The organism is Nisaea sp. (assembly GCF_040217065.1).
Taxonomy (GTDB): Bacteria; Pseudomonadota; Alphaproteobacteria; order Thalassobaculales; family Thalassobaculaceae; genus Nisaea.
The window spans coordinates 39,847-61,416 of sequence record NZ_JAVJNX010000005.1 but is presented as its reverse complement, the minus strand read 5'-3'; the positions used below and the strand labels follow the sequence as shown (position 1 = coordinate 61,416).

The window sequence follows — 21,570 nt, the reverse complement described above, 5'->3', positions numbered from 1 at the left end:
ATGCGGCCCAGAATTGGACTTATCCCCGGCGACCCGAGCGGCATCGGCCCCGAGCTGTGCGCCCGCCTCCTGGCCGATGAGGCGGCCGCAACCGCGGACATCCTGCTGATCGGCGATCACCATGTCTTCGAGTTGGGGCAGCGCCAGGCCGGCATCGAGCACCCGATGATCAAGGTCAATGCCGTCGACGGGGACTGGGACCGCGCGCAACGCTACGCCCTTCACGCCATGGAAACGATCGCCCCGGACGAGGTGCGAGTGGCCGAGAGCACAGAAGCATCGGGTCGCTCGACCCTGCGGGTGCTGGACCAGGCGCTTGAATTCGTCCAGGCCGGCATCATCGACGCCATCGTCTTCGCGCCGTTCAACAAGACTTCCATGCACATGGCCGGCATCGGGCATTCCGACGAGCTGCACTACATGGCCGAGAAGCTGGGCGTGACGGGCTACGTTTCCGAGCTCAACACGCTGGACGGCATGTGGACCAGCCGCGTGACCAGCCATATCGCGCTGAAGGACGTCGCCGCCACCATCGACGGCGAACGGATCGAGGAAGCCACGCACCTGATCGACCGGGTCCTGCGCCAGGCCGGCTATGAACGGCCGCGGATCGCTGTCGCCGCCCTCAATCCGCATGCCGGCGACGGCGGCAATTTCGGCCGTGAGGAGATCGACATCATCGAACCCGCGGTGCGTAAGCTGGCGGAGACGCAAATGGCGGTCGAGGGCCCGCTGCCGTCCGACACGGTGTTCCTGCGCGTCACCCGCGGCGAACTCGATGCCGTGGTCACGATGTATCACGACCAGGGCCAGATCGCTCTCAAGCTGCTGGGCTTCGACCGCGGCGTTACCGTCCAGGGCGGCCTGCCCGTTCCGGTCACCACCCCGGCGCACGGAACCGCTTTCGATATAGCCGGCCGCGGCGAAGCCGATCTCGGCGCGACACGCGCGGCCTTCGCGCTTGCCTGCAGCATGGTGGCCGATCGGGAGCGCGATGCCGTCGCCTAGACGGCGGCACGAGCATATTCCCATCTTCGCCATCCTCCGATCGATGGACTGATTCCATTCGCCTTGAGAGTGGAACGGGACCGCTTTCTGGTGCCGTCCGCATGAGATGCGACGGCGGATCATCGGAGTATCGGGCCCGCCTCGGGAGTGGGGCCAAGCGGCCAATTACGCTGCTGCAAGCAGCGATATTCTCATGACAGGCAGCAAGCACCGACGGGGTGACAGAGCCAGCCTGCATAGACAACGGCACCGATTTCAGACGAAAAAGGGCCGTCGCTGTGGGGGAGCGGCATTGCCTCGCAACCTGAACGTCAAATAATGACTTCTTCAGTTTTTGCAAATACCCCCGACAAAGCCTGGAAAGAGCCTCGGCGGCCAAACTAAGTTTTATGAACGGGCAATCTGCTCTAAGCTGATCGACATGTGAACATGTTGAGAACGAAGAGCGAATGATGCGCTGGGAACTTAGATAGGATGATCGGCTCTTTGTTTCTCTCTGGTCGACGCTCCGCCCGGAACGCACGCCCACAGGGGCATCGGCAGGGACCGGTTTCTCCCGAGATGCTGGACAACGCGATCCAGATCGTCCCGCCATCCGGTTGGCTGCTCACACTCGCATTGACCATCGCCACGGCAGCTGCCGTTCTGTGGTCTGTCTACGGAACCATCCCGAAACGGTTGATCGGGCTCGGCACGACACTCTATGAACAAGCCGAGGTCATCAATATCAGTGCCGGAGCGAATGGCATCGTCAGCCGAATTCATCTGGAAACCGGAGATGGCGTTTCCGAAAAAACTGCGCTCATTGACCTTGAGCTGATTGAGGAGATTGATAAAGAAGCGCAGCTGAAGCGACGCATCAACGCGCTTACGAAACGCCTGGAAAGGACGATTGCTGCAGGCGAAGCGCGTGCAAAAGACGCCAGGGCGTCTTTCGATGAATATGAAAAGTCGGCCCAGTTGAAAACGTCACAACTCCGGGAACAGGCCGCGTACTACCAGGGCCAGCTGGCGGAAGCCGAAAAGCTGCTCGGCAAGGGCTGGATGACAGCTGATCATGTTGAGAATATCCGGAAATCCCTCGACAGCGCCCAGGTCGCGATTGCTCAGACGCGGGTTGCGCTGGCAGAAAAACGCGTCGAGCTCGACAAAGAAGCTGTCGATGAGCGCCATTCAGTCGAGGAAACGCGGATCCAGTTGCATGACGCGGAGAATTCTCTGGCCGAAGTGAGACGGACACTCGAGCGCTACAGCACTGTGCGCTCCCCCATGGCCGGTCAGTTAAGGGAAATCCTTCCCGCCGTCGGGGAAAGTGTCGCAAAAGGCAGCGTCGTTGCCCGTATCGAGAGAGAAAAAACAAAGACGCTGAATGTTCTCGCCTTCTTCCATCCCGAAGATGGAAAGAAACTGAGGGTCGGAATGCCTGCGCTGGTCTCTCCATCATCCTCTGACCGCAATATCTACGGGTCGATCAGAGGGCGGGTGGATCGGATCAGCGAGCGACCAATACCGTTGGAAGTGGCTGACCGGGCGCTGGGCTCCACCGGCTTTGTCACGGAACTGGCCGGCGGGGCGTCGCCGTTTCAAGTGGAAATCACACTCGATGTGAGCGAGAGCACGCCAAGCGGTTTCGAATGGACTTCCTCAAACGGCCCACCCTACTCGTTGAGCCCCGGCACAATTTCTCATGTCGTCGTCGATCAGTCGGAGGACCGGCCGATATCCCTGCTGATCCCGCTGCTTCGATCTGCCATCGAATAGACAGATGGGATTTTTTTCTCGAAAACCGGGATCACCATCACCTGTGAGACGGACTCCATCCATCCTGCAGATGGAAGCCGTGGAATGCGGCGCCGCCGCACTTGCAATGGTCCTTGCTCATTATGGGCTATGGGTCCCGCTTGAGGAACTCAGGGTCTATTGCAGTGTTTCCCGAGACGGCAGCAATGCCGCGAATATTGCAAAGGCAGCACGGCACTATGGCCTTGAAGCAACGGGGCGGCGGGTGGATGGGGACTATGCCCTCGCCATGCCGATGCCGGTCATCGCCTTCTGGAACCAGAATCATTTTGTCGTCATCGAAGGGGCAGATGGCGGCTCTGTGCTGATCAATGACCCCGCACAAGGCCCCCGCAAGATATCCCGTGCCGAATTCGACGCGGCCCTGAGCGGTGTTGCGATCGAGCTGGTTCCGGGCCCGGACTTCAAAGCCGGCGGCCATCCGCCCAGCACTCTGGCTTCGCTGAAATCACGGATCACGGGGGTGACCGGCGCAGCCCTGCAGGCCGTCGTCGCGCTCGGCCTCCTGCTGGTTGTCCCTGGACTGTTGCTACCGCTCCTGATCAGCTTCTTCGTCGACTCAATTCTGATCGACGGGCGCACCGAATGGCTTCTCCCCCTCGTCTTTGGACTGCTCGGAACATTGCTGCTACAGATTCTGTTGTCCTGGACGCAGCGCTACTTCCTGGCCCGGCTGCAGACCCAGTTCGGCATATCCGGCTCGGCACAATTCGTCTGGCACGCACTGCTCCTGCCGATCGGGTTTTATGCCCAGCGCTACATTGGCGATGTCGTTTCACGTTTCCAGTCGACGCTGCGGGTCGCGGACATCCTGTCAGGCCAATTGACAAGCTCGGCGCTGAGCCTCCTCGTTGTGGCATTCTACGGCGCGGTCATGCTGTTCCTCAGTGTGCCGCTGGCGCTTCTTGCGATCGGACTGACCTCGTTGAACGTACTCTTGCTGCTGGCGGTGCAGCGCAAACGCGAGGACCTGAACAGGCGCCTGGCGCAACAGGCCGGCAAGGTTTCCGGAACCTCCATTGCCGGACTCCAGGCGATTGAAACGCTGAAGGCGACCGGATCCGAGAACGATTTTTTCAAAATCTGGGCCGGCTATTTCGCAAACATGTTCAACGCGGAGCAGGAGCTGTCAAGCCTGTCCCTCAGGCTTGATCAGGCGCCCAGGCTTCTGAATGCCCTTATCCACGCGGCCGTCCTGTGCGGCGGCGGTGTCCTGATTATTCTGGGCGACCTGACCATCGGCGGGCTGGTCGCGTTCCAGCTCGTTCTTGGAAATTTCACCAGCCCGATCACACAATTGGTCGATTTCAGCAGACAGCTCCAGGAGGTCAAGGCGGACCTCGCGCGCATCGAGGATGTGATGCACCACAGAAGGGACGCCTTTTTTCGCGACGGCACCAAGCCCCCCGCGGCGCAAGTCGGCAAGTTGTCGGGCAAGCTGGAGATCCGCAATCTCAGCTTCGGGTACAACCCGCTGCTGCCGCCTTTGATCGAAGACTTCTCCCTGACAATAAAGCCCGGCTCGCGCGTCGCCCTTGTGGGTGGCTCGGGAAGCGGAAAATCAACCATCGCAAAGATCATCCTGGGAATCTTCCAGCCGACGAATGGCGAGATCCTGTTCGACGATGTTCCGCTCGACCAGATGGACCGCGAAGTATTCGTTCAGTCGATCTCCTATGTCGGACAGGAAATCTATCTGTTCGAAGGGAGCGTGAAGGACAATATCTCGATGTGGAATGACCAGATACCCTTTGAGAATGTCCGCCGTGCCGCCATTGATGCCGATATTCACGATGTGATCGCGGCGCGGGCCGGCGGTTATGAAAGCGCGGTTGCCGAAGACGGCCGCAATTTCAGCGGCGGGCAGTCGCAGCGAATAGAAATCGCCCGCGCCCTTGCGGGAGATCCGACGCTTCTCATTCTCGACGAAGCGACCTCGGCACTGGATCCGCTTTCCGAAAAATCCATCGATGACAAATTGCGGCAGCGCGGTTGTAGCTGCATCATTATCGCCCACAGGCTGAGCACGATCAGGGATGCAGATGAAATTGTCGTTATAGATTTCGGCAAGGTCGTCGAGCGCGGGACGCATGACGATCTGATTGCACTCGGCGGCCGGTACGCAGAAATGGTGGGGCTGGCATGACCGAGGCCTTCCCCCCCATCACACTCCAGCCAGACGCAAAGTTGTCTTCGACGGACAAGAGCTTCCGCCTGGATGAAGGAACCACCGCATTCGTCATTGCCCAGGGAAGCATCAATCTTTTTGCGGCCCTGCTCGAGGCTGATATGCCCCCTTCGGGTGCGCGCCGCTATGCCCTCGGCCGCTTCGAGGCGGGCGACATGCTGTTTGGAAGCACGCACAACCACAACAGGGAAACCGGGTTGCAGCCGGTCCTCTTCGCCGTTCCAACCCCCGGAACCCTGCTCGAAACCGTTCCGTACGACGCGGCTTCCAGTTTCGGTGAGCGGGAAACCGGAGTTGTCATCAACGGCATCGTCAAATGGTCGGAAACCCTGCTTTCAATGTGCCGCGCGCCCGTTCCGGAAGACTGCAGGACATTCACACCCGGTGACCGGATAGAAGAAAAGCAGAGCATCCATGGCGCCAGCCAAGGCACGCTCGCCTGGCTGACTGCTCCGGCAAACGGACTGCATTATTTCGGAACCGATTGGATAAGCTTCGAAGACACGGCAACGATACCGGTAACACAACGCATGTGGGTTCGGATCGACGGTCCGGTTGCCGCTCCCATCGCCGCTGCGGATGCCCCGCTTCAATCCGGCGCTTTGGCCGACTGTATTGCGCGCTTCAATGCGGTTGCCCTCGGTCACATTAGACAAGCGATAGAGCGACTTGGCACCCAGGAAAAGGGCATGCGCAGAAGCGCGGCGGAGCAGCGGCAGGCTCGCGCAAAGAGTGGTCTCCAGACGCTTGCCGGCGTTTTGCAGACAGCATCCACCATGCCTTTCGAGTGCGACAATCCGGTTGCGGCCTCTGTTGCGCGGATCGCGGCGGCGCTCGGTGCCACAAGCGATGCGCCAGAGCATATTGCGCGAGAGATTTCGCATTTCGGTTTCAACGCCCGTCTCATGTGCGAGTCACTTTCGATCCGGGCACGGGACGTCACACTGGACCCTGACTGGTGGCGCAAGGACAGCGGCCCCCTGGTCGTTTTTGTCGGTGAGAACCGGGATGTCGCCGCCGCAATCTACCAACGCTCCAACAATAGCTATGTCTTGATAGACGGCACCACGGGCACGTGCCGGAAGCTGTCCCCTCACCTGTCGGACGATATCCATGCCGATGGCTTCCATTTCACGGTGGGACTACCCGAGCAGATCAGAAGCCTCCGACAATTCATCGGGTTCGGCCTGCACCAGGTCGGACGCGACCTCGGCGTACTGGCCGCGGCAATCCTGCTGCTCGGAAATCTTTCGATCACGACACCGATCGCGGCGGGATGGGTTATCGGTTTCATCGTTCCGGAAGCCCGGCTGGAACAACTGGCGATCGTCATGGTCCTGCTGGTATCGATCGCCCTGATCTCGGCCTGTATCGGGCTTGCACAGACCCTGAGCGTGCTCCGGATCGAAGGCGGTATGGATGCGCGGCTGCAGCCGGCCCTGTGGGACAGGCTGCTGAAACTGCCGGCGAACTTCTTCCGGAACTACAGTGTCGGCGATCTTGCTAGCCGGGTCGAAGGCGTCGAGACCATCCGGAAGACACTCTCTGGCAGCGTCATTCTCGGCGTCCTGTCGGCAACGGTCGGCCTCTTCAGTCTCGCCGTGATGCTGTATTTCAACTGGCGGCTGGCCCTGTGCATCTCCGGCTTCATGATCGTTGTCGCGCTGGCGATCAACATGGTCGGCCGCCGCGCGATTGCCTATCAGCGCGACATACTGGACCGGCGCGGCCGGTTGTCCGGAATGGTTTTCCAGTTTCTGTCGGGCCTCTTGAAAATCCGGGTCGCCGGTTCGGAGGAAACCGTGTTCTCCCAATGGGCGCATGACTTCGCGGTGATTGAAAGACAGTCCTTTCGCCAGCATCTTCTGATGGCATTCAATCAGGTCTTTTCCGAGGCTATGCCGGTTGCAAGTTTCCTGGTCCTGGTTCTTGCCATAACCATCCTGACCGGAAATCTGTTCACCTATTTCGATCTCCCCTATTCATGGACGGCAATTGATACCGCACGCATTGATGCGGTTTTCAAGGACAGCAGTTTTCTCGCATTCTTTGCAGCGATGGGACAGTTCGTCAGCGCCACAATGCTGGTCGAACGATCCGCTCTCAAGATCATGTCCGTGGGCCCGGCCTTCGAGCGCCTGCGGCCGATTGTCGAAGCGAAGACGGAAACCAGCGACGGGACCGACGATCCGGGCAGACTCTATGGCGGCATCGAAATGAAAGGCATCCGTTTTCGCTACGACGCAGACGGACCGGTCATCCTGAAAAAACTCGACCTCACCATCGAACCGGGTCAGTTCGTCGCCGTTGTCGGACCGTCGGGGGCAGGAAAATCGACGGTCATGCGACTGCTGCTCGGGTTCGACAAACCGGAAGCCGGGAGCATCTTTCTGGACGGCCAGGACATGCGCACGCTCGATATCCGGGCCGTTCGCAGGAATTTCGGCGTCGTGCTTCAGAATGCGCAGATCCTCGCCGGGACAATCTTCCAGAACATTATTGTCGGCGAACACCTGTCCGAAAAGGATGCCTGGGCAGCCGCACGGGCAGCGGGCCTCGAAGAGGATATCCGCCGCATGCCGATGAAAATGCATACGGTCGTCAACGAAGGTGCAACGACATTGTCCGGAGGCCAGCGCCAGCGCCTGATGATTGCCCGCGCGATCGTCAGGAAGCCGAGTATTCTCATGTTTGATGAGGCCACCAGTGCTCTAGACAACAAGACCCAAGCGGTGGTGAGTGAGAGTCTTTCAAGCCTCACCTGCACACGTATCGTCATCGCACACCGACTCAGCACGATCAGGGAGGCGGACCGGATCATCGTCATCAACAATGGCGGCGTCGAGGAAAGCGGAACTTACGAAGAGCTGATGCAGGCCGGCGGGACTTTCGCCGATCTTGCCAAGCGGCAGATCGCGTAGCGTCATTCAAGACTGAGGACGTCGGGAATGGCCGCTGGTTCGGTGAACCGGGCCAGCGCATAGCCGACTCCGGCTATTCCCTGGAAGAACCCCAGCGTCGTGACGCCATGTCCGTGACCGAAATCCAGTCCGAATGGCCCACCACACCGAGCCAGAATTTCCCCGCCGCGGTCGACGCCTAGCGCCGCAATATCGTCCCGCTGCAGGGTCACCCCGGCGCTGTGAAGACAGGCAGCTCGCCCGAGATTTCCGCAACACAGGTGATCAACGGTGTTGGCAGGGGCGTCGATCACCGTTCTGAGCACCTGGTCCAGTTCACGGCCCACCTGCGCATCGCCGCCATCCACGGCAATCCTGGACAGGCCGAGCACCCGTCCGGTCGCCCCACTGCACCAGCGATCGGTGTCGCCGGTGACCCGGTCAGCCGCGAGGCAACCGGCAACGGCCTGTTCCAGAATTTCCGTTTCGAGTAGTCCGCGGCTCCGGTGCAACGCATGCGCAATGCCGGTCCAGCCATGACCAAAACCGCATGGAATCGAGTCCGGCCTCGATTTTCTCGAAACAGCAGAAACGAGCACCGGCAACAGCGCTTTCATTCTCCGCTGCAGATCTCCCCCCCCAAACACCAGACGGCACGCATCCAGCGCGGCAATCATCCCCCCCACCCCGTGGAGCAGGTCTGGCCCGTCGAAATCGGATGCCATTTCCTCGGGAAGAGAACCGAGAAGCTCCACCGTGAGGTCGCGAAAGAAGGCAAAATCTGACGGAAGCAGGCGTGCCAGGACAGAAAGAGAATAAAGCAGACCCGCAGCGCCGGACGCCAGTGACATCCCGTCGCCACCATTTGCCGGCACGGCAAGGACCTTCAGTATTGTGTCGCGATATGCGGACCGGCGCCCGGTATCTGACTGCAGGCCGGCCGCAGCGGCCAGAACTAGGATAATGCCGGTGGACCCGCTATAGAGGCCCGGTGGCCTCAGCACAGCGCCGGTCGGGTCCCGGTCTTCCGGTCCGGACCAGGACTGGCCTCTTCCATGAATGGAAAGCGCCGTATGCAGATGCCAATCCGCGATCTCGAAAATTTCGTCACGAAAGTCTTCGCGGAACGTCCGGTCCCTGGCCGAAGATGTGTCCCGGCCTGCCGGGGCGCGCAAAAGCCGGGCCCGGATCAGCCCGGTCTGGAACAAGCGGTCCTCGGCACCAAGCCTCTCCAGCCTTCTTGCGAAGGATTGCGCCGGTGACTCTGGAAACAGATCCGGAATCCTGATCGTCCCGACCCTGAGCACCGTATTGGCCTCACAGGTCCGGAAGACTGGGACATCCCGGCGCAGCAGGCTTTGTATTTCCGCTCCCGCCAGCGGCCAGCTTGCCGGGCGGTCCGCCCGACCGGCGAGTTCGGCGCGGTAGAGTTTTTCAAGTTCAAGGCCGAAGGCAACACCATCCTGCATCAGCGCCGGACTGGAAAGTCGGTCCAGGAGGCGGGAATAGACGTTTGTATCCCGGTAAAGATAGCGGTTGCTGGCAGTCAGGATGGCCTGAACTGCCGGAAGGTCTTCAAACCGGGCGCGGTGATGTTCCAGATGACGATAAAGCGCGGAAAATCCGGAAACGATTTCGTCCGTATACGAACTGGGTTTGCAGATCTCGCCATCGAGAAAAACACCGTTTTTTTGTCGGCGCTGGGGCCGTGTGACTTTCTGCCGGACCATTTCGTCGGAATTGACATGCCGCCACTCGATCGCCTGGACAGGACCGTCATCGACCCCACCCAGGCCGGTTATGTCGAACAGGTTTCCGTCCGGATCCCGGCTCCAGTCAGGGAGAAACATCGGGCCGAGAACGGTGTCGGCCCAGAACGCCCAGCTCGCTCTCGCGGCGGCACCGTGCTCGCCCGTCCTCCTCCTGGGCGGTTGTTTCGGCGGGCAGAGCGTTTCAAGATCGACAGGAACCAGATCTTCGCCCTTTGCGACGAAATTCCCACCATGCATGTCCGTTGTACCGAAGAGCGTGAAAAGGCAGAGATACGCCCCTGCCCGCCGGTAGGCGCGGGCGCATTCCTCGGCAGTACCCGCTGGTTCATGCGCTATTTCCCCCACCCAGCAATAGTCCTGCCGTTCCAGGATATTGAGCGTGGGAAAGCCCGGTAACCCTTCGATATACTCGCCGTTCAGCCAGGACAGGACCTCCTGGAAGGCTGCCTCGGACCGGCCGTCTCGCGGTTTGTAATAGAGGACGAATCCGTTCTCATATCTAAACTCAACGACCGTTTGTCCGCCTTCATGAGGGTCTGATAATCCGGCTGCAACGGATTCAAGCCTTGTATGCGCGGTTTGCGGAAAATGATTCAGGATCGATGAACGGTCACGGCTATAGCGTTCGGCAAGCTTTTCTGCAGCGTCGACCCAGTCCGCGACAAGGGTGCCCGTTATCCTTGCCAGCACAGGAAAGCGGTCGAAGATCGCGTGCAGACCTTCAGGTGAAACAGCCCAGGTGCAAAACGCGTCAAAACGCTGACGGCCCGATCCAAAACCGGAATTCGCAAGCGCCTTCTCGGCCGCGAACAGGGACCGCAGACATGGTGCCGCCGCCTGCGACAAGCGCGTGACCAGGCTGGCGCACAGCCCCTCCATCATAGCATCGGGCATCCTCCCGGTTATCGCCCGCCCCTGCCGATTGAGTCGCGCTTTCGCCGCTTTCAGATGTGGCGCGAATACCGGTCCGAACGGCACCGAAACGGCTGCGTGATCTTCCAGAGGGATTGAGCTCTCGCCAGACGCCGCAACCATGATCGTCCGAACAACATCCGCCCAGGTCGGCAAAGCGGCCGACTCGCTGAGCTCTACGGGCCTCAGGCAGTCGTCCATTGCATCAGGGGAAAGACCGTCCCATTCCAGTCGCCGCTGAAGCGCCATCCCGTCTTCCCCTTCACCGGAGAGGGCGGCATGCCAGCGTTCCAGAAAATGGGCTGCTTCACGTGCGTCCGGACCTTCCCGGGTTCTATAGGCGTGGCCTAGACGCTCGATGGGCAAGGCAGCCCGACCGGCAAGAAGCCGCACCTGTCTGTCGGCGCGGAAATCCGGCCCGAAACTATTTGCGACCGGGCGCAAATGCTGACAATTCTGCGGTCATCTTCGCCGGATCGACTTTTTCACCGACAAACCGGGTCATACTGCGCCAGCGGTCCGCGTCGCGGCAGATGGTCTTCATGAAACGGCTGAAATTCCGTTGATTGACGAAATTGAAGCTGAGCGTGATCGACGGGGCGTGCGAGACCGCGCCGTGGATCCAGTTCGCCGGCAGCAACAGGAACTCTCCCGGCTCCAGGTCGACCTGGAAGAAGTCCTTTTCCGTCAGCGTACTGATCCTCTGCGGATCATCGAGCGGTTCCGATAGGAAATAGGTCTTGCGACCGACCAACTGCGCGAGCCAGGCATGGGTCGCGAAGAGATCGGGATGCGGGCGGGTATAGGTTCCACCCGGTCCGATGAAAATCCAGCCGAAGCCCATCCGGTACCAGTCGGCCATCTCGCCTTCGAGATACCGGCACCAGTTATCGAGGCATTCCGGCTCCGTAAAATCCTCCATCAGTTCCGGATGCATCGCCAACGGCTTGTAGAAACCGAGATACCACGGGGTGTCCAACTCACAATGCTTGAGCCATGTATGCCGCTTGTCCTCGATGTAGTCGAGATAGGTCGAAAGATGCGTTTCCTTGATTTCCGTTGCTCCGGCCAGCTTGTCCGCCACCAGGACGACGTCCTCGCCATATTTCTCTCGGAAGAAATCGAAGTTCCATTTCGTCATGGCCGGCCACTGCTGCATGACCCCTGTGAGGATCACCGGGCGCCCATCTCCTTCGAGATAGGAGGAGGCCAAGTCCTCCCTGCTGATTGACGTCACCCGGTCGACCCGGACATCGCGGAGGCCCCTGCGAATGCACAGCTCTTCCGCGGGTACTGCTGTCTCGTCAGCCGTCTGTCCCTCACGTGCCCGCATCAACCGCACTCCTCGATACTCATCGTGTTGATATCATAGATCGACCCGAGAGCCGTCAGCAGCTTCGTCTGTATGAAAGCCGCCTGCGCCGACGGTGTGTATCCGCTGTTCACTGACCGGCAGATCGTGATCAGCATCGGCGTGATCTCCCGCGCTTTCAGAAAATCCATCAGCTCGGAGATCATTGTGCCGATTTCGGCATCCGTGCGCTGCGCACCGGATGCCGCCATCCCGAGACTGTCGCAGCAAAGGTAGAAGCGACCATCCTCCTCTACCGGCGCCAGGGCGATCCCCGGCATAATCCGCAACGGGTGGTAGGGATTAGCCATATATTCCGTAAAGAAATCCGCCGTGACGCCGACCCGGAACGGCGGCACGGCCGGACGTGCGTTACAGGAAAAATAATCCAGGCAGATGTCGAGAATGGCGTCGTTCCTGAACAGAAAGGAGCCTGTCAGATCCATTTGCTGGTAAAGCGCAATGGCTGACGGACCCGTGACGGCTTCCTGCGTTTCCCTGTTATCGATCCGGAGCTGCAGCTCCGTCTCCGCCTCATCGGCGGAAAACACCCGATATCGCGTTAGTTTGCCGTTGCTGACCTCGCCCTTCGGCCTGATCCAGTAGAATTCGGACAGCAGGCCGAGATACACGGCAGGCCAGATAAAGTTCGCGATATTGAGATCATTGTAGGTGAAATGCCTGATGCTGCTCATGTCCCGGTCAACGCCGCGGATTGAATTGCGCAGGATCGGAACGACGTTATCGGCATGGGTATCGACATGGATCAGCCGGTTGTCCGTCTCCTTGATCCAGCCCTGATTACGCGCGTGATACCAGGCCAGGAAGGCCTCGTGGTGTTCTTCCATGATGATTGCCGGGATTGTCACGCACCGCCCTCCCCGGGGCACAGTAATTTCATGGAGATCCGCCCTTCAAAGCGCCGCACCGCGTTCCCGAGCCGGGCGAACCGGCGTTCAAACATCCGGACCATCATCTTGTTCGACGGCTCATAGTCGAACTCCCCGTCCTGCCGGTCGCGATAAGCGGGATGCGCATGCTGTCGCTTGACGCTCTCGACAACCAGAAAAATACCACGCCCCCTCCGGTCGTAGGGCGGGTAGGCATAGGCGCGCGAATAGCAGACCACCTGCGGATCGCCGGGCCGGAGATGATTGACCATCCACCCAATGACACCCGCTTCGCCACGGAGGCCGACGCTGGTTACGGGATCTATACTGGACTCGTTGTCAAAAGGGTTCGCGTGGCCGGGAACAAGACCGGACCGCAGATCGGCCTCGATCTGTTGTCGCTCTTCCAGGGTCAATTCGGTCCAGGGGAAAACCCGATCCGGGATCGCGAGCCGGTCGAGGCTCTCGCAAATCCCTGAATTCAACAACGCATCTGTCGGAATACGGCAATAACGGAGATTCTCCGCCGGGTCCGACCAGCCGCAGGCCTGCAGCAAGCATTCGAACGGCCCGAGATCACCGCCGCGGGTGGTGTATTGCGCATAGACAATCGTGCGCCCACGCATCTCCAGACGCTGCTGCAGCGCCCGCAACAGCGCCCGGCCGACCCCGCTGCGCCGGGAGGCGCCGGAGACGAATATGGACCGCAACAGGACCGGACGAACTGACTCGTCGTAGGTGAAGGAGTCCAGCCCTCCATCCTCGGCGAGAATCAGCCCGACCGGCTGATTCTCCATACCGGTGATCGCGACAACTCCGTGCACGCCCTTCGGAGAGTGAGAGGCTCGGACCAACGGCGCAAGGGCAGGGAACGTCATCGACGTCAAAGAATCTAGATCCAGGTCCGCTTCATGAAGGTCCGCATAGCGGATATCTGCAACCAAGGCCGGCTTCCTACGCGGCACAACAGTGTTCATATCGAAGACACCTGCAACAAGGACTGCCCTAGCCGTCTGGTTTTCTTCAAAAGCGCTGGATACGGACTCCGCCTGACCCGCTCCCCGGACGGTTCAGGCCGGGGAGCTTTCGTTTACGGCCAATCCGGCCTGTCAAAACTCTGCGCGCGAGCCCTGGTTGCATTCCTCGCGCTTGCCCCGGTCGAGGAAACCGCCGGAAACAGACTGCAGCATGTCGTCACTGAGCTCGCCTCCACTCGCCGTATCCGGAAGCACAATGACAATTTCTCCGCCGCCACCGGCGGCCTTCGGCTCCGCCGCAAAAACGATCGTAACGTCTTCCGGGACCGCCTTGCCTGAAACTTCCTTGATCACGCCATGCGCGTCGACGAGGCAACGGCTCCTGAAACCGTCATCCGCCGCCGCCCGTTTCACGATCTCGTTCAGAACTTCCTGCGTTTCCTGGTCTGTCCATGCCATCGGCCTGTCTCCTTGCACTTGTCGTTTGAAGTCGATGTTTGCGCTGCCTCAGCGTTCCCTATTCAACAGAGGATGCGGAAACGCATCATAAATTCCAGCGCGACTCACCAGAACGGGCGTTCCGACGCACCGGGTTTCCGTCTGTCATCCTTGTGTTGCAACGATTTTTTGCCCGGCAGGATATCCCCGGGCAACCGCCGAGGAACACCAGCCGCATCACCGGTCAATCAAACCTCGACGCTGGAGCCCTGGTTGCAGTGCTCGCGGCGTCCACGGTCGAGGAAACCGCCGGAAACAGACTGCAGCATGTCGTCGCTGAGCTCGCCCCCGCTGGCCGTATCCGGGAGCACGATGACAACCTCGTCATCCTTGCCTGCAGTGCCCGGTCCCGCCGCGAACACGACCGTGACATCATCCGGGACCGGTTTGCCGGCGACTTCCTCGATCACACCGTGCGCGTCCGCTAGACAGCGGCTCCTGAAACCGTCATCGGCAGCCGCGCGTTTCACGATCTCGTTCAAGACTTCCTGTTTCTCCTGGTCGCTCCACGTCATCACGTCTTCTCCCGGATTTGGTTTCTGTCGGCACCTATGCGCAAGACATTCCATGGCTCCGATCAGACTACTTTTCTGATTTAGAAGTAACTTCAAATTACGTCTAAAATCTGATCGGACTCACTTTTTCTAGCCTTAATTGGATTACTTTAATGATGCTATGTTAGAGACTTAGGTGAATCAAGCTGGTTATGATTGAGATAAAGCATGCAGGAAGAGATTCTCTCACTGCGATGCCTCGAAATACATACACAGGATTGAGGATAGAGAGCTCATGCAAAGTGGTTTCGCGAAAGACGGTCGCAGTTTTGCCTGGCTGATACACCCAATCGATATCGAGACCTTTTTCCGGGATTACTTTGAACAGAAACCGCTCCATGTCACGGGGCGTAGTCTCGACTATTATGCGGAGATTTTCCGCCCAGAGGATATGGAAGATATCCTCTGGCGGAACGTGCATTCGCCCTCCATCGCCGTGGCCAGCAAGATGAGCCGGGCAATTTCAGCGCCAATATCCTATGTCGGCACGTCGGAGCCCTGGTGGCCGGGGGAAATGTACAAGGACAGGCATGCGCTGATCATCAACGGGATCCAGAAGCATATAGCCGGCGCAGGCCGGTTCCTGCGGGGCATCGAGAAATTCTTCAAGACCAGCGGACATCTTAATCTGTATGCGAACCCTGCGAATTGCCAGGGTTTCCCGCCGCATTTCGACAGCCACGACACACTGATCCTGCATATTGAAGGCATCAAGCGCTGGATGTTTTACGGCCAGCATGCCACCAACCCGGTCCATACCCAACTCGACTCCAAGCTTGTACCGCCCAGCGGTGACCCCGAGATGGAACTTGAACTAGCACCCGGCGACTTTCTCTATATTCCGCGTGGCCATGTGCATGCGGCGTCGACAAGCGACAGCCCATCAAAGCATCTGACCCTGGGGTTGTTTCCCAGCAGTTGGCGGGACCTGATGGACATGGCATTGGCAACATCCGCCGAATATCTCGACGATTCCCTCAGAGCGTCCATTCCCCTCGATGCTTCCCGGGAGACAATCGCGACGACGCTGAAAGAACATTTTCTGGCCTTGGCCCAGCGCTGCAACGATGACGTTTTCGTCGAGCAGGCACGGACCCGCCTCCTGCTGAACACAATCGACCAGATGCAGGCCCTTCCGGACCATCATCTCGAACGCTTCGACGATGCAGGGACCCTGAATGAAGACAGTATAATCCGAAAACGGGACAGCACCCTGTGCGCCGCCTTCATGCATCAGGGCGAAGCGTTCATTCGCTTTCCAACTTTTACCGCGACGGCAATGGTCAAAGGCCCCGCATTCATTTTTGATACCCTTAAGTTCGTCGAGGAAACCGAGGATCCCTTCAGGATCTCTGAAATGGCCGGGAGCATGAACAGCCGCTCCAAACTGATCCTCGCCCGGCGCCTGATGACCGAAGGCCTGCTCGCCCTCCCCAGATAACGCTGGAGCAAACTAAGCCGGCCGAACGGCTCCTCCCGAAATCAGTTGAATTGTCATGTCTTTCGGCCCTTCCGTACATATTTGCGAGCATTGGCCTGTCTGCTTTACATTTCCCCGCCGGTTTGGCCCAGCACACGAGGCTCCAGGTCAGATAGAGGGCGTCCAGCGGCTTCGATTCAGCATGCACGCAACAAAAAACGGCCTAGCCGATTATGGCTAAGCCGTTGTTTTTGTTGGTTGCGGGGGCAGGATTTGATCAAGGACCTACGATTTCGGTTCATATTTGATTGTCTTGAGCAAGGCATGCGCCAGCCGACCCAGATATCCGGATAAACTCGTCGCCTTGCAGCCATTTAGCAAGGCGTTCCGACCCTCCGATACAGAAACCCCGCGTTATGTAAGGACCTTAGAACATTCGTTTAGAGAAAGTTTCTACATTGGAGAGCGATCCATTCACAAATATTCGCGGAGAGATGGGCGCCGTTGCAGAAGGTCGAAGGCGGAGTGTTGTCCGCGCTCCCATACGAATCACACCAATGTCATCATGTGACATGTGTCTGCAATGGGTGGGAAGCAGACCTTCGCTGCGTTATGCATTAACAGCGACTGAACGGACAGAGCGTCCATGGGCTGCCTATACGCCAATGGAAGGTTTCAGAAGTCAGTCTATAGGGGTATTTTTGCCTTTGGAAAAAACCTGTGAATTTTGATCGAATTGACCTTTCTGCCGCAATCTCAGCCACCTAAAATTAGCGACGTTTAGACCAACTTGGCGACCACTCCTCCGACAGCTCTCTCCGGCAGGCATGAGCTAGTGCCAACGATTTTCTCTTCATGCTAGGCAGGTCCTTTGAACCCGCTTCGGCTAACGGAAGGGTTTTGAGACCCGCACCAAACTCTACCATTGCAGATGTTATCGATTTCTTCTCGATAAGCCCCATTACCCCCCAGTACATCTGCCAAAATCGATCGATATCTTTCTGGGACGGCTCCGCTGAAGTGGAAATTCGCGAAGTTGTCTCGACCGCTTCTTCACACCATGCCAATTTTTTTTCAAGGTATGGCCTCTCTGCTTCAACAGCCTGAACCTCTAAAAATTTGCCTACGCCAAACACGAACCCAGCAAGGCCAACAAGTGCAACAAACGCTTTGATTGTATTTTCAGCTGTCATCAATATCTCTCCAAAATAGGTACTCCTATTCGAATTTATTGAAGCTGGTCTAGCTACTTAAATTAGGGCGAACGCGCAGCATTGTGCAGTTTGGGCCGGAACTACCGGTTAGAAAACTTGGATTGGAGGTCGCGAACGGGCTCATTTCGCACTGAGTATAAAGGTCAGCTCAGGGCCTGAGTGGCCGCATGTGAAGGTAGGCTGAAGGTCTTGAGCGGGCTCGGGACAGCCGTTGAGCGCTTAGAGGCGAACGACCGCTTTGGGTCGCCTTTTGCCAAGATGAGCGCAAAGGCATTCAATCCCGTGACAGGAGGGATGGAGCATTCTTTTGAAAGGATGCAACGATGCTTACCGACCATGATGATTTTGGAAGCTCCTCACCGCGTAGCCCCTGGAACAAGGGAAGGTTGGTCGGCCAGAAGCGGCCTCTCAAGCCGAAGGATGTCTGGTCAATCCGGGTGAGGCTTGAGATAGCGGGGAGCCTGCGCGACCTCGCTTTGTTCAATCTCGCTATCGACAGCAAGCTGCGGGCCTGTGACCTGGTGAGCCTGCGAGTAGATGATATTCTGTCCGACGGTCGTATTCGCGAGCGCACGACAGTTGTTCAACAGAAGACCGCACGTCCGGTCCAGTTTGAGATGACTGCGGCAACCCGGAACGCACTGGCCGCATGGATAGACCAAGCAGGACGGCGTCCCGGCGACTATCTCTTCGTCAGTGTCTCCATCGAATCAATGAAAAACACTAACTCCTCCCTGGATCAGGATTCAGGGAGAACAGCAGACCCCTTATTCCTGCCTGAAACTGCGGGCAATCGTATCGGTCAACGGCCTCAGCAGATATTGCAGGAAGGTCCGCTCGGCAGTTTTGATTAGGACGTCGACAGGCATACCGGCCTGGAGGCGATGTGTCTCCAGTCGGGCGAACTGCTCGGGTGCAACGTCGACCATTGCAAGGTAGAACGCTACATTCGCCCGCTCGTCGACGAACCGATCGGCTGAAACCTGGGTGATGGTGCCCTCGACGACCGGCGTCGTCCGCTGATTCAGAGTGGTAAACCGCAATTCGGAGACCAGTCCCGGCACCACCCATTCGATATCCTGTGGCTGAACCTGGATCTCGATCCGCATGCGGTCGTTGGACGGTACGATCTGCATGAGTTCCTGGCCGGGCATCAGCACGCCGCCGATTGTCAGAACCTTCGAGCCCTGCACTATCCCCGAGGCCGGTGCGAGAATGTCGCTGCGGCTAAGCAAATCCCGGGAGGCGACGAGGCGTGTAGCTAGGTCAGCTACCTGATTCTGGATTTCCTGTAGCTGGGCGAGCGCGCTTTCCTTGAATGTCTGCCTGATCTGAATCATCTGCAGCCGCGCTTCGCCGACCGCATTCTCGATCCGGGCAATTCCGGAAATATCCGTGCCGCGTTCGCCTCGAAGCCTTGCCGCTTCACGTTCCAACGAGAGTATGCGGGTAATGGTGACATAGCCTCTGGCATTGAGTTTTTTCAGGCCAATCAGTTCGCGCTCAATCAGATCGATCTGCACATCCTTGTATTTTTGCTGGATATCGAGCCCGCTGCTTTCCGCACGGTACTGCTCGATGCGCAAATTCAAAATAGACACCTGATTGCCGAGCAACTTTCGCCGATCCTCGAATTGCCGCTCCTGCAGTCCTAGCAACTCGGCAATTTGCGTCTCGCCCCGTCGCGCCTCCAGATCCGCTGGGAATATGATCGACACGGCGTCCTCACGTTCAGCAACCAGACGGGCCTCAAGGGCGCGCGCGGCGACGAGCTGCCTCTCGATGATCGAGTATGCCGATTGGGCCCGGACCGGATCCAGCCGGACGAGCACGTCGCCCACCTGGACGCGGTCGCCTTCCCTGGCCAGGATCTCGCCGACAATGCCGCCTTCCAGATGCTGGACAGACTTTCGCTTGCCTTCGAAGACAGTCGTGCCTTGGGCGATGACCGCGCTGCTGAAGGTGGCAGTGATCGCCCAGACCCCGAACCCGCCCATGGTCATCAGCAATATGGCGACGCCCGCCGCAATTGGTAGCCAGGGTTGCGGCAGCGGCTGCTGGTCCGGCGGGAGCGCCGCGCCGTTGTCCGTGAAGGGCTTGACTACGCTGAATTGGCGTAGGGAATTGGTGGAACTGGCTTTCATCAAGCTCATCAGTCGCCTCCTCCACAAAGCAAGTACCGACACAAGGCGCGCGCTGGCACTAGGTAACCGGGATTTGCTGTCTCGGGTTGCCTCTGCCGCTCACGGACCGGGCGCTGTTCGTTACGGTTGAACACCATCAATTCCCGTGCCTCCCTGAACCGCCTCTGTGATGCGCTGGGTGGCTGGACGGTTCGGCTCGCAGTTCGACTGCGCGAACAGTTTCAGGACCTCGTTGCGCGGACCGAAGTGCTCAACCATGCCATCCGTCAGGACCAAAATCTTGGAAACTGCGGCAAGGACGCTCGTGCGATGGGTGATGACAATGACTGTTGTGCCGCAATCGCGCAGGTAGGCCATCGCCGCTAGCAGGGCCTGGTCGCCGCTTGTATCGAGATTGGAGTTGGGCTCGTCGAGCACGACCAGCGCAGGATTGCCATATAGTGCCCGTGCGAGGCCAATCCGCTGGCGCTGTCCGCCGGAGAGACCGCAGCCACCCGCACCGACCCGGGTTCCATAGCCGTCCGGCAACCTCAGGATGATGTCATGCACCCCTGCATGTCGCGCAGCGGCGACGATCCCATCGGGATCAATCGGGCCGAACCGCGATATGTTCTCGGCGACCGTGCCATCGAGCAGAGCGACATCCTGCGGCAGATAACCGATATGTGGCCCGAGCTGGTCATGATCCCAGTTTTGCAACTCGGAACCGTCGATACGAATCTTGCCGCTGGCGATCGGCCAGCCGCCCACTAGGACGCGGGCAAGAGTGGATTTTCCTGCGGCACTTGGGCCAATCAGTCCGAGCGCTTCGCCCGGTTCGAGCGAGAAGCTCACCCCTTTCAGCGCCGCCACTCGACTTCCGGGAGGCACGGCGATGATGTGGTCGACTTCGAGTGCGCCCAGCGGCTTGGGGAGCCACATTGCCTCTGGCGTTTCGGGTACTGCCTCCAGCAAGTTCTTCAGTCGATCGTATGCCGCCCGGGCGTTGATGAACTGCCGCCACTGGGCAACCGCCATCTCGACCGGCGCGAGCGCGCGGCCCATGATGATAGATGCTGCAATCATCGCGCCTGGGCTGATCACATTGTAGATGGCGAGATAGGCTCCGAGCCCGAGAATTGCCGACTGCAGCAGCATGCGGAAAAATTTCGTCGCCGCGATGAGCAGCCCGGCCCACTGGCTTGCCGAAGCCTTCAGGACGAGGATACGACTGCGCTTGTTGAGCCAGTGATCCATGACCGATGGCAGCATTCCCATGGCGTGGATGGCTTCGCTGCTGCGCAGGCTGCTCTCGACGAAACTGTTGACGGCAATGCTCTCTTGGCCGGCCTCGCCGAGCGTCTTCCGGGTCAGCATCTCGGAAGAGACGGCGAGCAGGAGCAAAAGGATCGAGCCGCAAAGCGCCAAGACACCGAGCCACATGTGCATCATGAAACACACACCAATGAAGACCGGCGTCCACGGCGCATCAAGGAAGGCGAGAAAGCCGGCTCCGGTGAAGAACTCCCGCACCGAGTCGAAATCCCGCAGGGCATCGGCATTGCTGCGGCTGCCGATATGAAACACTGCGGTGAATATCCGGCGGTTGAGTACTCGATCGATACGGGTGCCGGTGCCGACCAGCACCAAGGTGCGGACCCACTCCAGCATGCCGATGGTAAGCAGCAGTCCGGCAGCAAGGACTGACAGCATTATCAGGGTTGAAACGCTTCGGCTAGGCAGGACCCGGTCGTAGATCTGCAGCATGTAGATCGGAGGGACGAACAGCAGCATGTTGATGCAGAAGCTGAACAGCGTGGTCGCCGCAAAGGCGCTCTTGCAGGTGCCAAGGGCAAGACGGATTTCGTTCTTCATCAGTGGCATCGAACCCCGGATCATGATGTCACGACCGCACCAAGAGGATCGCAGCCCTCAACCCCGCCTCTATTTTTGAGGCGGGGTT

15 protein-coding genes are annotated in these 21,570 nt (G+C 59.0%); 6 read left to right on the top strand and 9 right to left on the bottom strand.

The window, feature by feature from the left end:
• From RH950_RS05020 to RH950_RS05005, 4 genes are all read left to right on the top strand, one after another.
• A complete protein-coding gene (locus RH950_RS05020) occupies positions 1-1,008 on the top strand; it encodes a 4-hydroxythreonine-4-phosphate dehydrogenase PdxA (RefSeq protein ID WP_350054332.1) in 1,008 nt (335 codons plus the stop codon).
• A gap of 561 nt (positions 1,009-1,569) precedes the next feature.
• A complete protein-coding gene (locus RH950_RS05015; protein WP_350054331.1) occupies positions 1,570-2,769 on the top strand; it encodes an NHLP bacteriocin system secretion protein in 1,200 nt (399 codons plus the stop codon).
• A 43-nt stretch (positions 2,770-2,812) separates the two neighbouring features.
• Complete coding sequence (locus tag RH950_RS05010; RefSeq protein WP_350054329.1) at positions 2,813-4,954, top strand: NHLP family bacteriocin export ABC transporter peptidase/permease/ATPase subunit; 2,142 nt, start codon at positions 2,813-2,815, stop codon at positions 4,952-4,954.
• Entirely contained in the window at positions 4,951-7,917 is a 2,967-nt protein-coding gene (locus RH950_RS05005; protein WP_350054327.1) for an NHLP bacteriocin export ABC transporter permease/ATPase subunit, read from the top strand. The genes RH950_RS05010 and RH950_RS05005 overlap by 4 nt, the downstream gene beginning before the upstream one ends.
• 2 nt (positions 7,918-7,919) lie before the next feature.
• On the opposite strand, the gene RH950_RS05000 is transcribed toward RH950_RS05005, so the two are convergent.
• The 6 genes from RH950_RS05000 to RH950_RS04975 all read right to left on the bottom strand — a co-directional run bounded on the left by RH950_RS05000 (position 7,920) and on the right by RH950_RS04975 (position 14,811).
• On the bottom strand, positions 7,920-10,829 hold the full coding sequence (locus tag RH950_RS05000; RefSeq protein ID WP_350054325.1) for a type 2 lanthipeptide synthetase LanM family protein: 2,910 nt from the start codon (positions 10,827-10,829) through the stop codon (positions 7,920-7,922).
• Between the two features lie 175 nt (positions 10,830-11,004).
• A complete protein-coding gene (locus RH950_RS04995; RefSeq protein WP_350054323.1) occupies positions 11,005-11,913 on the bottom strand; it encodes a cupin-like domain-containing protein in 909 nt (302 codons plus the stop codon).
• A complete protein-coding gene (locus RH950_RS04990) occupies positions 11,913-12,800 on the bottom strand; it encodes a peptide arginase family protein (protein WP_350054321.1) in 888 nt (295 codons plus the stop codon). Before RH950_RS04990 ends, RH950_RS04995 begins: the two co-directional genes overlap by 1 nt.
• A complete protein-coding gene (locus RH950_RS04985; RefSeq protein ID WP_350054320.1) occupies positions 12,797-13,618 on the bottom strand; it encodes a GNAT family N-acetyltransferase in 822 nt (273 codons plus the stop codon). Before RH950_RS04985 ends, RH950_RS04990 begins: the two co-directional genes overlap by 4 nt.
• A 312-nt stretch (positions 13,619-13,930) precedes the next feature.
• A complete protein-coding gene (locus tag RH950_RS04980; RefSeq protein WP_350054318.1) occupies positions 13,931-14,257 on the bottom strand; it encodes a hypothetical protein in 327 nt (108 codons plus the stop codon).
• Between the two features lie 227 nt (positions 14,258-14,484).
• Entirely contained in the window at positions 14,485-14,811 is a 327-nt protein-coding gene (locus tag RH950_RS04975; protein ID WP_350054316.1) for a hypothetical protein, read from the bottom strand.
• A 274-nt stretch (positions 14,812-15,085) separates the two neighbouring features.
• On the opposite strand from RH950_RS04975, the gene RH950_RS04970 reads away from it, so the two are divergent.
• Positions 15,086-16,291: a JmjC domain-containing protein gene (locus RH950_RS04970; protein WP_350054314.1), complete on the top strand. Its 1,206-nt coding sequence runs from the start codon at positions 15,086-15,088 to the stop codon at positions 16,289-16,291.
• A gap of 749 nt (positions 16,292-17,040) precedes the next feature.
• Here the strand turns inward: RH950_RS04970 and RH950_RS04965 are convergent.
• Complete coding sequence (locus RH950_RS04965; protein WP_350054312.1) at positions 17,041-17,463, bottom strand: hypothetical protein; 423 nt, start codon at positions 17,461-17,463, stop codon at positions 17,041-17,043.
• A gap of 344 nt (positions 17,464-17,807) precedes the next feature.
• Here RH950_RS04965 and RH950_RS04960 point away from each other — a divergent pair, with 344 nt between their 5' ends.
• On the top strand, positions 17,808-18,338 hold the full coding sequence (locus RH950_RS04960; protein ID WP_350054310.1) for a tyrosine-type recombinase/integrase: 531 nt from the start codon (positions 17,808-17,810) through the stop codon (positions 18,336-18,338).
• On the opposite strand, the gene RH950_RS04955 is transcribed toward RH950_RS04960, so the two are convergent.
• On the bottom strand, positions 18,252-19,637 hold the full coding sequence (locus RH950_RS04955; RefSeq protein WP_350054308.1) for an HlyD family type I secretion periplasmic adaptor subunit: 1,386 nt from the start codon (positions 19,635-19,637) through the stop codon (positions 18,252-18,254). The two genes, RH950_RS04960 and RH950_RS04955, sit on opposite strands and share 87 nt — an antisense overlap.
• Positions 19,638-19,748: 111 nt before the next feature.
• The gene (locus RH950_RS04950; protein ID WP_350054306.1) at positions 19,749-21,482 is read right to left on the bottom strand and encodes a type I secretion system permease/ATPase; all 1,734 of its coding nucleotides are present in this window, start codon (positions 21,480-21,482) and stop codon (positions 19,749-19,751) included.
• Positions 21,483-21,570: the final 88 nt, after the last annotated feature.

Excerpts from the sequence above, each read along its gene's own strand:
- RH950_RS05020 (WP_350054332.1), top strand. The coding sequence starts at position 1 with ATGCGGCCCAGAATTGGACTTATCCCCGGCGACCCGAGCGGCATCGGC.
- RH950_RS05015 (WP_350054331.1), top strand. The coding sequence starts at position 1,570 with ATGCTGGACAACGCGATCCAGATCGTCCCGCCATCCGGTTGGCTGCTC.
- RH950_RS05005 (WP_350054327.1), top strand. The coding sequence starts at position 4,951 with ATGACCGAGGCCTTCCCCCCCATCACACTCCAGCCAGACGCAAAGTTG.
- RH950_RS05000 (WP_350054325.1), bottom strand. The coding sequence starts at position 10,829 with ATGGCGCTTCAGCGGCGACTGGAATGGGACGGTCTTTCCCCTGATGCA.
- RH950_RS04995 (WP_350054323.1), bottom strand. The coding sequence starts at position 11,913 with ATGCGGGCACGTGAGGGACAGACGGCTGACGAGACAGCAGTACCCGCG.
- RH950_RS04985 (WP_350054320.1), bottom strand. The coding sequence starts at position 13,618 with ATGGAGAATCAGCCGGTCGGGCTGATTCTCGCCGAGGATGGAGGGCTG.
- RH950_RS04980 (WP_350054318.1), bottom strand. The coding sequence starts at position 14,257 with ATGGCATGGACAGACCAGGAAACGCAGGAAGTTCTGAACGAGATCGTG.
- RH950_RS04975 (WP_350054316.1), bottom strand. The coding sequence starts at position 14,811 with ATGACGTGGAGCGACCAGGAGAAACAGGAAGTCTTGAACGAGATCGTG.
- RH950_RS04970 (WP_350054314.1), top strand. The coding sequence starts at position 15,086 with ATGCAAAGTGGTTTCGCGAAAGACGGTCGCAGTTTTGCCTGGCTGATA.
- RH950_RS04965 (WP_350054312.1), bottom strand. The coding sequence starts at position 17,463 with ATGACAGCTGAAAATACAATCAAAGCGTTTGTTGCACTTGTTGGCCTT.
- RH950_RS04960 (WP_350054310.1), top strand. The coding sequence starts at position 17,808 with ATGCTTACCGACCATGATGATTTTGGAAGCTCCTCACCGCGTAGCCCC.
- RH950_RS04955 (WP_350054308.1), bottom strand. The coding sequence starts at position 19,637 with ATGAGCTTGATGAAAGCCAGTTCCACCAATTCCCTACGCCAATTCAGC.
- RH950_RS04950 (WP_350054306.1), bottom strand. The coding sequence starts at position 21,482 with ATGAAGAACGAAATCCGTCTTGCCCTTGGCACCTGCAAGAGCGCCTTT.